Raw genomic sequence first — 13,155 nt, 5'->3', positions numbered from 1 at the left:
GTATCGGGCCGGTTTGCGATGCGCAATCGGCATCCCGAAACAGGCTTCAAGCATGAATTGACAACGGCGTCACCGAACCGTAGTAACCGCCTCCGTGCCCCAAACGGCATGCCCAGGTGGTGGAATTGGTAGACGCGCTGGCTTCAGGTGCCAGTGGCTTAACGGCCGTGAAGGTTCGAGTCCTTTCCTGGGCACCATTTGCTTGTTCACAATTGTTTGCCAGCCTTCAAAAGTGGCTGAAATTGCTGACGTTTATTGAGGAGCCTGTCCACCACTGTTCATAGTGGTTTGCTGGTAGCCCCCATGATTTGTTGGTGTGCCTCTCTCCTGAAAGAGAAAGAGACCAACAATGAAACTCGAAGACATCACCCTCAGAAACATTAGACCAGCTCCCAAGCCACAAGAGCTTTCGGACGGTTGCGGATTACAACTGCTTGTTCAACCAAACGGCAGCAAACTGTGGCCGCTAGCGTTACCGATTTGGAGACAACAGAAGACGTTAGCGCTTGGCGCCTGAGCTCGCCGTCAACAACGCTGTAGCCGACGTCTTCCCATAACTCGCTGCGGTCGAACATTTGGATCAGACCAGTGCCTGATTTTGGGTCAGGTTTCCGGTAAATGCCAAAGCCAAGGGCGTGTGCGGTCGCAAGGACAGGACGCGAATTCCGATAGCACTTCTCTAATATTATATCTTGGCTTGGCTGCCCTGGCTGTGGTGCTGCGAAGGTCACGAGTGGGCGACCTTCGGCATCCGTTCCAAAAAGCTCCTCAGGAGGTGGCAGTGTGGAATCCGTTAGAGATTGAAGTTCGTCATAGGCGTAAACGAGCCTCTTGGGAGTGCCTAGTGCTGCGTAGCAAAGGCGCAGGAACTCTGGGCGGAAATCTTGAGCCTCGTCGACGAGGACAACATCAAATAGCTTTTGAGGCGAATCCACGGAGCTAAGGGCGTGCTGACACACGCCAGAGAACTCCTGAGTTGGAAGGAATTTTCTGCGCGCGGAGGTGAAGTCAAAGAATTCAACACCATTTGCTTGACAAAATTGGTAGTAAACCCCGGTCCGGTCATCGCTGCCGGGCGCGCCCCACGCGTTGAGGATCTGCAACTTCGTCCAGTCCGGAATGTCCCGCGTTTGTTCGAAGACAAAGTTGGTGATGTACTTCCGAAACTGTCCCTTCAATGAGCGAGTGTTGAAGGTTACCGCGATGCGCCAGTCCGGATGCTGAGCATGAAGATACGCCGCCTTGAGCGCGAGAATTATGGTCTTGCCAGACCCGGCTAGCCCACGGATCCTCTGCACGCCCTCAACTGTTTCAATCACCGCGCGACTTTGCCGCGAGTCGAGGTTTGCGATCGAATCTTCAAGTGCCTTCAGGATGGCACCGCGAGAATTCTGATTATGGATCGTCCGGCGACGTCGACCTTGTCGAATGCTGGAGATTGACTGAATTACTGAGTGTGCCGCCGTGAAGAGATCAGGGTGATCCCAAACAGTTGTGTGAAGGACGGGGAGGAGATTGTCGTCGTTAGCAACAGGATATGACGCATCGTCGTTGCCGTCGAGGCGCACCATGGGGGCGTAGGTAACGACACGCGGCGGTGCTAGTAGGGTGCGACCGTGCATCAGCGCTCGATGTGCGCGGAGGCGAGTCTCTAGGTTGTTCGCAAACTCGTCCTGGATCTCCCGATAATTGCCGATATCGCGACCTTCCACTAGGTGGAAGATGATCAACCCGTGTCCCGGACTGACCCAGAGAGCATCGATCGAACTAGCGCCATCGGAAGCGGACAGCACCGGGTAGCCAATGTAAAGTGTACCTTCCTCGTGGAAATTCTGCTCAATGGCTTCGGCCAGGCGCAGGCTAGTGACCGGCTTCTTAGTCGATCCCCAAACTACAGTTGTCATGTTGGATGACCTCGCATCTTCAACTCTCGCTTATCACTGGCGCTAGCACGTTGCCACTCATCGTGCTGGAGACTCCCAATAGAGTTGCCTATTAGCGGTGATGTTTCCCGGTGGGGTCTCAGGTCAGGCGTGTCCTTCCGGCGGTACACGTTGCACGTAGTGAGAAAAATGCCCTTGGGATAGGGTGGTCAGCAGAGAAGTCCTAGACTCACCCTCTGGCAGGGTTCCGAGGGGCCTGAAGACCTCCTGATGGGGGCTGAAGCCCATCCCGAGTCTCTGCCCGAACCCTCCAGAGCCACTTTGGGGCCCTCAAGAGTCCCCACTTTGGGGCAGCCCCATCCAAGGCCTTCTCTGGGCCCACCAAGGGAGTAGTAGCCTGGGGGCTGAACTGGCCTAAAGGGGACCACTGCTGGTAATATTGTGGGTCTGGGGTCACATAGATCAATAAAAAATATAATCAATTCAAGCAATTGACTGAAGAGTGAAATGCCTTTCCCGGGCGCCATTTAGCAGGATTTGGTCCCCAAATAGAGCGGCTTCCGATCGCTGGAGCCAGTCGGACCGCGATCCCGGTACCGCCGCGACGAGGGGTCCGTTCTTAGACCGGCCTCGTCCGTTTCCCCTCAAACCACCCTTTTTCCCGCCCTTTCCGCCACCGCCTTCTGCACAAAGTACATCGCGACCAGCGAGACGATCGAGGTTGCGACGACGACGTAGCCGATCCGGTCGAAATGGATCAGCGAGCCATCCGCCCCTTCCGTGATGATGCCGGCGGCGAGCACCGAGCCGAGGCCGCCGGAGAGCTGTTGCAGTGACGCGCTGATCGCGCTGAAGGAGCCGCGCTGGTCGGGGTCGGGGATTGCCGACATCAGGGCCTGCGACGGGATCATGCGCGAGAAGATACCGACGAACATCAGCACGTTGACGAGGATCGCGGTCGTCAGCGTAACGTGGCCGAGATGGGTGTAGATCAGCACCATGATGACGGACACCACGCTGCCGAACACGAAGGTCGGGTATTTGCCGAACGCATCGCTCGCCCTGCCGACCAGCGGCCCCGTGACGATGCTGAACAGGCCGGAGACGAGATAGATCGTCGGCAGATGCGTGATGTCGATGCCGAGATTGTGCACGGTGAAGGCGCTGGAGAACGGCATCAGCATGTAGCCGCCGGTCGCCAGCAGCGTCGTGACGGCGAAGGCCAGCGTATAGCGCGGCTGACCGATCGTCGCGATCAGATGGTGGAACGGGTTCTTGTCCTGCTTCCGCTTCAGATGCGCGTCGACCGGCTCCATGGCGAAGGCGATGATGGCGATCGCCGCGATCGACACCACGACGATCGCAATGAAGCAGACGTGCCAATTCCAGTGATTGGCGAGAAACAGCCCGGCCGGAATACCCAGCACCTGGCTCGCGGCGAACGCCGTCTGGACGAAGCCCATCACGCGGCCGCGCAGGTGCAGCGGGAACAGATCGGTGATGATGGCGAGCACCACCGAGCCGATCACGCCGCCGAACAATCCGGTCACGATCCGGCCGAGCAGCAGCACGTGATAATTCTGCGCGGCCGCGCAGAGCATGGTGCCGAGCGTGAAGCCGACATAGAAGAACAGCAGCAGCCGCTTGCGGTCGAACCGATCGGCAAAGCCGGCGGCCAGCACGCCCGAAATGCCCGCGCTGAACGCGTAGGCCGACACCGCGACGCCGAATTGCCCGGCCGTGATGTCGAGCGCGGGCATCAGGATGGCGCCGAGCGGCGACATGATGATGAAGTCGAGGATGATCGTGAACTGCGTGAACGCGAGCAGCGCGATCAGAAGCGCCTGATAGCGCGAGAAGCCGCGCTGGCGTCCCGATGGATCGTCGATCGGCGCGGCGAGCGTCTGTTCGGTCATGGATCTCGATTCGTGGGTCGCGGGGAGAGAAACTGGGAGATGGGGTGGGCCCGCACGATTTCCACGGGGCGCGCGCCACAGGCTCCGCCGAAACGGGCAGTTCGTGCGCCGTTGTGGGTTCCATGCAACAGCCGTGCATTCGGCAAACCGTCCGCCTCCTCGCGAAGGGGGGTGCGCGGACTGAGAAGCCGGGACACCGGGCGGCCCCCCATGAATATGGGAGGACGATAGGCCGCGCAGGCTTTCACGCATCCCGCGTCTTCCCAAAATCACGGGCCTCATGCTTTGAGAGTCGCGGAAGCGCCAATCGCGTTGGCGTGGCGGCGGCTTGGCTGGAAGTGAATTGGGGCTGGAAGTGTCGGCGGTCTTCATTCTTCCTCTTCTTGCCGGTTGCGAGCTTGGAAGACGGGGTGGGGAACGAACATGACGATTTCATCGCGGGCGCCAGCAACCGCTTTGCTTGCAACTGCGCTCATTGCTGTGATCGCGGCCTGCGCCGGCGGGCCGGAAGCCCGGGCGCAGTTCGTGTGTGTGGATGGTGCCGCGTCCGAGCAAGGCGCCACGGCGAGCGGATCAGCGAGCAATTTTGCCTGCGGGCCCTCCGCTTCCGCTGCCGGCAACGGCAGCAACAACTCCGCGACCGGGACCGGCGCTAACGCCAGCGGCGATAACAGCTCCAATGGGGCGACGGGAAACAATGCCAACGCCAGCGGCAACAACAGCTTCAACAGCGCGACCGGAGCGGGAGCCATCGCCAGCGGTGAAGCGAGCAAGAACATCGCGTCCGGAAACAACGCGCAAGCCAGCGGTGACAACAGCACCAATATCGCGGCCGGCGCCGGAGCCAACGCCAGCGGCAACAGCAGCGGTAATCTTGCGTCCGGGCTGACCGCCCTCGCCAACGGAGACAACAGCAGGAACGTTGCGACAGGGCGCAGTTCCAATGCCTCCGGCAACAACAGCAGAAATCTTGCCAACGGGTTTATCGCCAAGGCTTACGGCGACGCCAGCGCCAACACGGCGACGGGGAGCAACGCCAACGCCATCGGCAACGGCAGCGCCAACATCGCGACCGGCGTCAACTCCAATGCGAACGGCGACAACAGCTTCAATATCGCGACCGGCCTGAATACCAACGCGAGCGGGTCCGGAAGCAATAACGTTGCCACCGGCAACGCCGCCATCGCATTTGGCGCCAACAGCTCCAACGCGGCGACCGGCTATCTGGCGAATGCCAACGGCGCCAATTCGAGGAACATTGCAAACGGTGCGCAATCCAATGCCAGCGGGACCGGCAGCTTCAACATTGCCGTCGGAAACGGCGCCAACGCGAACGGAAACGGCGTCGCCAATACCGCGGTCGGCAACGGCTCCAACGCCACCGGCGCAAATTCGTCGGCCTTCGGCAATGGCGCGTCGGCAACCTTTGCGAACGCCACCGCGATCGGTAATGGCGCCACCGCGACCCGCGCCAACCAGCAGGTTTACGGCACCGCGAGCAATACCTACACGATGACGGGCGTCACCTCGGCCGCGAGCGCGGCCGCGCAATCCGGGCCCGTGCAACTCGTCACCACGGACGCGGCCGGCAATCTCGCCTCCACCTCGCTCAGTGCACTCGGGTTTGCGAGCCCCGCGGATATCGCAAGCATCAACAGCCAGCTCGCAGGCATCAATGCCCGCCTCAACGACCTCGACGGCAGGACCGGCAAGGCGATCAACGGCGTCGCGATGGCCTTTGCGATGTCAGGCTCGCCCTGGCTGATGCCGTCCGAGAAGATCGCGATGAGCATGAACTGGGGTACGTTCCAGAACACCAATGCACTCTCCATGAGTGCGGCGCTGCGCGTCAGCGAGCATGTGCAGGCAAGCGGCGGCCTGACCTACGGCACCAACGGCGGCGGATTGGGCGGCCGCGTCGGAATGCGCGTCGGCTGGTGATGCCAGGCTTTGGCAATTCGATGCAATTGATCGCGCGAGCCGTGATGGCACTGGCGCTGCTGCTGTGCTGCGGAAGCGACAGGGCGATGGCGCAGCAGAAGACGCCCGCGCCGGCTGCGGCTGCCGCGCAGCCGGCGCTGCCCGTCACGCTGGAGCAGGCGCTCTATCTGATCCGCTCGACGCTGCTCACGCTCAACGATGCCAACCGCACGGGCAATTATACGGTGCTGCGCGACCTCGCTGCGCCCGATTTCCAGGCGCGCAACACCGCCGCCGATCTCGCGCTGAATTTTCTCGACCTGCGGCGCCGCAATTTCGATCTCTACGGTGCGGCATTGCTGGCGCCGCAATTCAGCGACGCGCCCGCGCTCGATCAGCGCGGAATGCTGCGCTTGGCAGGCTACATTCCGACCCGGCCGCAGCAGATCCAGTTCGATCTCACGTTTCAGACCGTGGCCGGGCAATGGCGTCTGATCGCCATCGCGATCGCTACGCCGGAAGCCGCATCCCCCCAGCCGCAAGCCCAGGTGACGCCCGTGAAGCCGGCGGTGCCTGCGCAGAAGAAGACGCCGTGAGCGTTGCTGAGCACTATCTCATTGATAAGCCTGCGTTTGTCGCCGGATCGGCGGCCGCGCCCCATCCTGTTCTCGCGGCTCCCGGCAGCCCCGATTAAGCCGCCCTTAGCGAATGCTCCCCTAGTGTCATGACCGTCCATTTCCCTGCTCCCCGGCCCTGAGCCGGTCAGTTTGCGGCAAGTCAGAGCGTATTCGGATGGAGCAGCCTGCCCGGCAGTATGATCCTGGCGTGCCCGAGCCGTTGGTCACGGCGGCGGCCACGCGGACGCTCGTCATCGATCTCGAAGGCGGCCTGCTGCGCTCCGAGCTGCTGATGGAGGCGCTGTTCTCCAGCCCCGGCCGCATGCTCGCCCGCTTCGGCGCTGGCGGACGCCCGGGCATGGCGGCGCTCACCGATATCCTGGCGCGCGCCGAGATCGACTATGCCCATCTGCCCTATGATTCCGACGTGTTGAACCGGGCGCTCGCGGCGCGGGCGCGGGGCGCGAAGATCTATCTGGTGGCCGGCCGCTTCGCCCGCCACGCTGCCGGCATTGCCGCGCATCTCGGCTTTGACGGCGTCGTTGCGCCGGCTGAGCTGGCTGCAGGCGGAAGCCTGCCGTTCGACCGCGGCGCCATCGAGCGCGTCGAAAACCGCGGCAGCCGCAACGCCAGCCTCAGGACCAGTCTCAGGACCTGGGCCAAGGCGCTGCGCGTCTATCAATACGCCAAGAACACGCTGGTGTTCGTGCCTGTCATCACCGCGCATCAGTTGAATTTTGCCAGCTTCGGCTCCGCGCTGCTGGCGTTCCTGGCGTTCTCGGCCTGTGCGTCTGGCGCCTATCTGATGAATGATCTCCTGGATCTCGCAGCCGACCGGCAGCATCCGACCAAGCGCCATCGCGCGCTGGCGGCCGGAGATCTGCCGATCTCGTCCGCGCTATCAGCGATTCCTGCGTTGTGGCTGTTCGCGGTCGTGGCCGGCCTCTGCATCTCGCCTTTGTTTCTCGGCGTGCTCGGCGCCTATCTCGTCACCACCATCGCCTATTCGCTCGCGCTCAAGCGCAAGATGCTGGTCGACATCGTCACGCTCGCCGGTCTCTACACGCTTCGCATCGTCGCCGGCGCGGTCGGCGTCGGTGTGGTGCTGTCGGAATGGCTGTTGATCTTCTCGCTGTTCGTGTTCACCTCGCTGGCGCTGATCAAGCGCTTCAGCGAGCTCAGCATGCGCGAGAGCGCCGGCCTTGCCGATCCCTCCAACCGCGACTATCGCGTCACCGACCTGCAAATCATCGCCGCGATGGCGGCGGCGAGCGCGATGAACGCGGTGACCGTATTCTCGCTCTACGTCTCCTCGACCGCGGTGACGCCGCTGTACAGCCGTCCCTGGCTGCTGTGGCTGCTCAATCCGCTGCTGCTCTACTGGTTCGGCCGCGCCCTGATGATGGCGCATCGCCGCGAGATGCCGGACGACCCGATTCTGTACGCCTTCCGCGACGGCCCCAGCCGCATTGCGGTTGCGGCGATGATCTGCATCATGCTGGCGGCGATCTGAGCGAAGCCCGTGCTTGCGCGGCCCGCCGGCAATGGCTACATCGCGGGCAATCCGAATTAGCTATTGTGCCGACGCACCGATTAGACCCGAGGTTTTGAAACGCCATGACCGTACGCTTGCATCGCGGCGACCTGCCCGACCTGTCCCGCTACACCGGAGCGGTTGCGATCGATACCGAGACCATGGGGCTGAATCCGCACCGCGACCGGCTCTGCGTGGTGCAGCTCTCGCCCGGCGACGGCAGCGCCGACGTCGTGCAGATCCCCAAGGGCCATACCGACGCGCCGAACCTGAAGGCGCTGCTGGCCAATCCCGCCATCACCAAGATCTTCCACTTCGCGCGGTTCGACGTCGCGGTGCTGTACCAGACCTTCGGCGTCATGACCGGCCCGATTTATTGCACCAAGATTGCCTCGCGCCTGACCCGCACCTACACCGATCGCCACGGCCTGAAGGACCTCGTGCGCGAGGTGCTCAATGTCGATCTCTCCAAGCAGCAGCAATCCAGCGATTGGGGTTCCGACAGCCTGACCGAGCCGCAGCTTGCCTACGCCGCCTCCGACGTGCTGCACCTGCATGCCTTGCGCGAACGGTTAGATGCCATGCTGGTGCGGGAGGGCCGCACCGCGCTGGCCAAAGCCTGTTTCGACTTTCTGCCGACCCGCGCCCTGCTCGACCTTCAGGGCTGGGCGGAGGAGGACATTTTCGCGCATTCCTGAGCCCTCGACCGCCGGTTAGACTTCGGGCACGCCCCGTTTCGGACACTTTCGTGCGGCCTGTCCAAGCCTGATATGTCCAAGCCCGATATGCCAAGGCTGCATATTGCGGCGCTGACGGGTACAATGGAGCGGCCTTCAACCCGGCCTGGCGAGCGGCATCTCAGGAGCTCAGGTGAATTCGGCCCACAATCCCACCTACGACGCCGCGCTTGCGGCGAAGTTTGCCAGCGCGGCGCGCCACAGCCGTCTGGTGCGGATTCTGCGCCTCGCGGTGCCGGCTGCAGTGCTGTTGTCCATGGCTGCGATCGTCGGCGTCTCGGTCTTCAATCCGTTCCGCATGCTGATGCCGAAGCTGCCGCTCGATTCCGGAAACCTGGTGGTGTCGGGCACCAAGATCACGATGGAATCGCCGCATCTGGCGGGCTACACGCCGGACCAGCGGCCCTACGAGCTCTGGGCCAAGACCGCGACGCAGGACATCACCGATCCCGATCATGTCGATCTCTCCGACCTGCGCGCGAAAGTGCTGATGGAGGATCAATCCACCCTGTTCCTCGATGCCCGCACCGGCCGCTTCGACAACAAGCAACAGCAGCTCGATCTGCACAAGGACATCTTCCTGCGCACCTCGACCGGCTACGAGGCGCGGCTGAACTCGGCCTTCGTCGACATGGGCAAGGGCACGGTCTCCTCGGACGAGCATGTCGACGTCAAGCTGACCAACGGCACGCTGACCGCGGACAAGCTGCGCATTACGGAAGGCGGCGACGTCATCCGTTTCGAGGGCAATGTGGTGATGCATCTGGACAAGCTGGATGACCCCGCCGCCGCTCAGCCTGCGCCAGCCGAGCCCGCGCCGGCGGCGCCGCCGGGCAAGTCAAAGAACAAATCTGCCAATTCAAAGTGATTTCATGATCAGGTCTTTTCCGCGCAACCACACGCGCAATGCCATCTTCAGTGCAGCTGCGCTCGCCGCCACTGTCGTGCTTGCTGCAATTGGCGCCGCATTTGCGCAGAGCACGATGCAGGGTGTGCCCAACGCGATGCAGGGTTTTTCGCAGAACCGCGATCAGCCGATTCAGATCGAGGCGGCCTCGCTCGAGATGCGCGACAAGAAGAAGGAGGCGACCTTCGCCGGCAATGTGAAGGTCATCCAGGGCGACACCACCATGACCTCGAAGACGCTGGTGGTGTTCTACGAATCGGGTGGCGACAAGCCCGCCACGCCGCAGCCTGCGGCCAAGGCGACCAAGGGCGCGCCGATGCAGTCGGCGCAGCCGGGCCCCGGCGGCAGTTCCTCGATCAAGCGGCTGGAGGCGCGCGGCAATGTCGTGGTCACTCAGAAGGATCAGGTGGTGACCGGCGAGACCGCCGTGTTCGACACCAGGACCAATCTCATCACCATGCTGGGCGGCGGAGGCCAGGTCGTCCTGACCCAGTGCAAGAACGTGCTGCAGGGTGACCGATTGGTGGTCGACATGACTACGGGCGTCTCACGGGTGGAGTCGGACAGCGGCAAGGTACGGGGCCTGTTCGACCAGAACAGCAAATGCGGAACACAGGGCGGTCCTGGCGCAGGTCCAGCCCTGCAATTGCCAGGCGCAAGTAAACCCAAATAAATTCAACGGCTTGGCTCGGATGCTCCCGAACCGAGGTTGAAGCTTGGCCTGTGAGACTGTATCTAGCGCGCAGGGCTTTCGAAGCGGGGTCCGCCGCTTTTCGGGCGTGTTTCACTGGGCATGAGACATCCCTTCACTCATGCTGCATCGGCTAGTCGAACGGCCGGTGCGGCAGATCGCGCGAATTCGCGCAGGATCGTCGCGAAAGGCTTAGAAGGCGGGGATGGTCGATCTCTTCAGCATGTTCCGTCGGCGCCCCGCCAAGCGCGGCCGGCCAGGATTTGCGCGTCAGGACATCACCGCGCTCGGTGACGGCGTCGGCGGGCTCGTGACCAGCCCGATCCGGGACGCGCCGATGGCCCGCGACCAGGCGATCCATGCGCCCGATCAGTTCCCGGGCGACTATCAAGGCGACTATCAGGCCGAGGCGCCGCGTCAGCCGGCAGTTCACCCCGTCAGGGCCGCCGCCAAGCCGAACGGCGGTGGGCCGCAGCTCCTGAAGCGGCCCGGCTTCCTGGCTGTGCATAGCGTGGAAAAGGCGTTCGGCAGCCGCCAGGTCGTGCGCGGCGTCAGCATCTATGTGCGCCGTGGCGAAGCGGTCGGCCTGCTCGGTCCGAATGGCGCCGGCAAGACCACCGTGTTCTACATGATCACCGGCCTGATCAAGGCCGACCGCGGCGCCATCGAGCTCGACGGCCACGACGTCACCAAGCTCCCGATGTATCAGCGCGCGCGGCTTGGCATCGGCTATCTGCCGCAGGAAGCCTCGATCTTCCGCGGCCTCACCGTCGAGCAGAACATCCGCGCCGTGCTCGAAGTGGTGGAGCCCTCGCGCAAGAAGCGCGAGCAGCAGCTCGATGCGCTGCTCGACGAATTCAACATCACGCGGCTGCGCAAATCGCCGTCGATCGCGCTATCCGGCGGCGAGCGGCGCCGCGTCGAGATCGCGCGCGCGCTGGCGACGCGTCCGAACTACATGCTGCTCGACGAGCCCTTCGCCGGCATCGACCCGATCGCGGTCGGCGACATCCAGGACCTCGTCCGCCACCTCACCAATCGCGGCATCGGCGTCCTCATCACCGACCACAACGTCCGCGAGACGCTCGGCCTCACCGACCGCGCCTACATCGTCTATGCCGGCGAAATCTTGACCGAGGGGAGCCCGGATGAGATCGTTGCCGATCCGGACGTGCGCCGCCTTTACCTTGGCGAGGAATTCCGCCTCTAGCCCGTTTTTGCGTTTCGTCAAGACGTGTACATCGGGCCTGGACTAGGATAAGCAAAAATCGGACCAATTTTTGGGAACGGTTCTTGCTTCATGGCGCTCACGCAGAGATTAGAGTTCCGGCAATCGCAGTCGCTGGTCATGACGCCGCAGTTGATGCAGGCGATCAAGCTGCTGCAATTGTCCAATCTTGATCTCACGACCTTCGTGGAAGAGGAGCTCGAGCGTAACCCCCTGCTGGAACGGGCCAATGACGAGGCCCCCGCGGGCGAGGCCCCGGCCGACGCCGGCCAGTACAGCGATGGCGAGGAGTCCGGCGGCCAGGGTGATGACGGCTTTGGCGGCGGCGACGCGTTCGAGCCGGGCCAAGAGGAATGGATGACCAAGGATCTCGGCACCCGCGCCGAGATCGAGCAGACCCTGGACACGGGCCTCGACAACGTCTTCTCCGAGGAACCGGCCGAGGCCGCGGCGCGCAACGCCCAGGACGCCGCGCCGACGACCTATACGGAATGGGGCGGCGGCGCCTCCGGCGACGAGGACTACAATCTCGAGGCCTTCGTCGCGGCCGAGTTGACGCTCTCAGACCATCTCGCCGAGCAGCTCTCGGTGGCCTTCACCGCACCTGCCCAGCGCATGATCGGCCAGTATTTGATCGACCTCGTCGACGAAGCCGGCTATCTGCCGGGCGATCTCGGCCAGGCCGCCGAGCGCCTTGGCGCGACGCAAGCCGACGTCGAGGGCGTCCTTGCCGTGCTGCAAAAATTCGATCCGCCCGGGGTCTGTGCGCGCAATTTAAGCGAATGCCTGGCGATCCAGCTCCGCGAGCTCGACCGCTACGACCCCGCGATGCAGGCTCTGGTCGAGCATCTCGATCTCCTGGCCAAGCGCGACATCGTGGCCCTGCGGAAGATCTGCGGCGTCGACGACGAGGACATCGCCGACATGATCGGCGAGATCCGCCGTCTCAATCCCAAGCCCGGCATGAAGTTCGGCTCGGCGCGTCTGCAGACCATGGTGCCCGACGTCTATGTCCGCCCGGGTCCCGACGGCGGCTGGCATGTCGAGCTCAACAGCGACACCTTGCCGCGCGTGCTGGTCAACCAGACCTACTATTCCGAGCTGTCGAAGAAGATCGGCAAGGACGGCGACAAGTCCTATTTCACCGACGCGCTGCAGAACGCGACCTGGCTGGTGCGCGCGCTCGACCAGCGCGCCCGCACCATCCTGAAAGTTGCAACCGAGATCGTGCGCCAGCAGGACGGCTTCTTCACCCATGGCGTCGCGCATTTGCGGCCGCTCAATCTGAAGGCCGTGGCCGACGCCATCCAGATGCATGAATCCACGGTGTCGCGCGTCACCGCCAACAAGTACATGGCGACCAATCGGGGCACGTTCGAGCTGAAATATTTCTTCACCGCCTCGATCGCCTCGGCCGACGGCGGCGAGGCGCATTCCGCCGAGGCCGTGCGCCACCACATCAAGCAGCTGATCGATTCGGAGGAGCCCGCGGCGATCCTGTCGGACGACACCATCGTGGAACGCTTGCGCGCCTCGGGCATTGATATTGCCCGCCGCACGGTCGCGAAGTACCGCGAAGCCATGCGCATTCCTTCCTCGGTGCAACGTCGCCGCGACAAGCAGAGCGCTCTTGGTAACGTCCTCTCTACCGCCTTGTCCGATCGTTCCCGCAACACCGAACCGGCCTGATTGCGCTGGCGCGAAATCGCGCTACTCTCGACC

10 protein-coding genes and 1 tRNA gene are annotated in these 13,155 nt (G+C 63.1%); 10 read left to right on the top strand and 1 reads right to left on the bottom strand.

The window, feature by feature from the left end; translation table 11 throughout:
- Positions 1-110 precede the first annotated feature (110 nt).
- Together GA0061098_RS24540 and GA0061098_RS47460 are read left to right on the top strand one after the other, a co-directional pair.
- A tRNA-Leu gene (locus GA0061098_RS24540) sits at positions 111-197 on the top strand.
- A 152-nt stretch (positions 198-349) separates the two neighbouring features.
- On the top strand, positions 350-517 hold the full coding sequence (locus GA0061098_RS47460) for an Arm DNA-binding domain-containing protein (RefSeq protein ID WP_430649275.1): 168 nt from the start codon (positions 350-352) through the stop codon (positions 515-517).
- A gap of 2,010 nt (positions 518-2,527) precedes the next feature.
- On the opposite strand, the gene GA0061098_RS24530 is transcribed toward GA0061098_RS47460, so the two are convergent.
- Complete coding sequence (locus GA0061098_RS24530; protein ID WP_091962386.1) at positions 2,528-3,799, bottom strand: MFS transporter; 1,272 nt, start codon at positions 3,797-3,799, stop codon at positions 2,528-2,530.
- A 423-nt stretch (positions 3,800-4,222) separates the two neighbouring features.
- On the opposite strand from GA0061098_RS24530, the gene GA0061098_RS24525 reads away from it, so the two are divergent.
- The 8 genes from GA0061098_RS24525 to rpoN all read left to right on the top strand — a co-directional run bounded on the left by GA0061098_RS24525 (position 4,223) and on the right by rpoN (position 13,122).
- Positions 4,223-5,740: a hypothetical protein gene (locus GA0061098_RS24525; RefSeq protein WP_245323526.1), complete on the top strand. Its 1,518-nt coding sequence runs from the start codon at positions 4,223-4,225 to the stop codon at positions 5,738-5,740.
- 20 nt (positions 5,741-5,760) lie between these two features.
- Entirely contained in the window at positions 5,761-6,315 is a 555-nt protein-coding gene (locus GA0061098_RS24520; protein ID WP_245323525.1) for a hypothetical protein, read from the top strand.
- A gap of 229 nt (positions 6,316-6,544) precedes the next feature.
- Positions 6,545-7,849: a UbiA family prenyltransferase gene (locus GA0061098_RS24515; RefSeq protein WP_245323522.1), complete on the top strand. Its 1,305-nt coding sequence runs from the start codon at positions 6,545-6,547 to the stop codon at positions 7,847-7,849.
- A 104-nt stretch (positions 7,850-7,953) separates the two neighbouring features.
- The gene (locus tag GA0061098_RS24510) at positions 7,954-8,568 is read left to right on the top strand and encodes a ribonuclease D (protein WP_018323452.1); all 615 of its coding nucleotides are present in this window, start codon (positions 7,954-7,956) and stop codon (positions 8,566-8,568) included.
- Positions 8,569-8,740: 172 nt separating this feature from the next.
- Positions 8,741-9,475, top strand: a complete 735-nt coding sequence (gene lptC / locus GA0061098_RS24505; protein WP_091962379.1) for an LPS export ABC transporter periplasmic protein LptC — start codon at positions 8,741-8,743, stop codon at positions 9,473-9,475.
- 4 nt (positions 9,476-9,479) lie between these two features.
- Positions 9,480-10,187, top strand: a complete 708-nt coding sequence (locus GA0061098_RS24500) for an LptA/OstA family protein (RefSeq protein ID WP_091962376.1) — start codon at positions 9,480-9,482, stop codon at positions 10,185-10,187.
- A gap of 223 nt (positions 10,188-10,410) precedes the next feature.
- A complete protein-coding gene (gene lptB, locus GA0061098_RS24495) occupies positions 10,411-11,415 on the top strand; it encodes an LPS export ABC transporter ATP-binding protein (protein WP_091962373.1) in 1,005 nt (334 codons plus the stop codon).
- 90 nt (positions 11,416-11,505) lie between these two features.
- The gene (rpoN, locus tag GA0061098_RS24490) at positions 11,506-13,122 is read left to right on the top strand and encodes an RNA polymerase factor sigma-54 (protein ID WP_091962370.1); all 1,617 of its coding nucleotides are present in this window, start codon (positions 11,506-11,508) and stop codon (positions 13,120-13,122) included.
- Positions 13,123-13,155 lie beyond the last annotated feature (33 nt).

Origin of the sequence: Bradyrhizobium shewense, from assembly GCF_900094605.1 — a bacterium.
Classification (GTDB): domain Bacteria; phylum Pseudomonadota; class Alphaproteobacteria; order Rhizobiales; family Xanthobacteraceae; genus Bradyrhizobium; species Bradyrhizobium shewense.
This window is presented reverse-complemented; position numbering and strand designations above follow the sequence as displayed.

Coding starts and splice junctions, on each gene's coding strand:
- GA0061098_RS24530 (WP_091962386.1), bottom strand. CDS start 3,799: ATGACCGAACAGACGCTCGCCGCGCCGATCGACGATCCATCGGGACGC.
- rpoN (WP_091962370.1), top strand. CDS start 11,506: ATGGCGCTCACGCAGAGATTAGAGTTCCGGCAATCGCAGTCGCTGGTC.
- GA0061098_RS24510 (WP_018323452.1), top strand. CDS start 7,954: ATGACCGTACGCTTGCATCGCGGCGACCTGCCCGACCTGTCCCGCTAC.
- GA0061098_RS24520 (WP_245323525.1), top strand. CDS start 5,761: ATGCAATTGATCGCGCGAGCCGTGATGGCACTGGCGCTGCTGCTGTGC.
- GA0061098_RS24500 (WP_091962376.1), top strand. CDS start 9,480: ATGATCAGGTCTTTTCCGCGCAACCACACGCGCAATGCCATCTTCAGT.
- GA0061098_RS47460 (WP_430649275.1), top strand. CDS start 350: ATGAAACTCGAAGACATCACCCTCAGAAACATTAGACCAGCTCCCAAG.
- lptB (WP_091962373.1), top strand. CDS start 10,411: ATGGTCGATCTCTTCAGCATGTTCCGTCGGCGCCCCGCCAAGCGCGGC.
- GA0061098_RS24525 (WP_245323526.1), top strand. CDS start 4,223: ATGACGATTTCATCGCGGGCGCCAGCAACCGCTTTGCTTGCAACTGCG.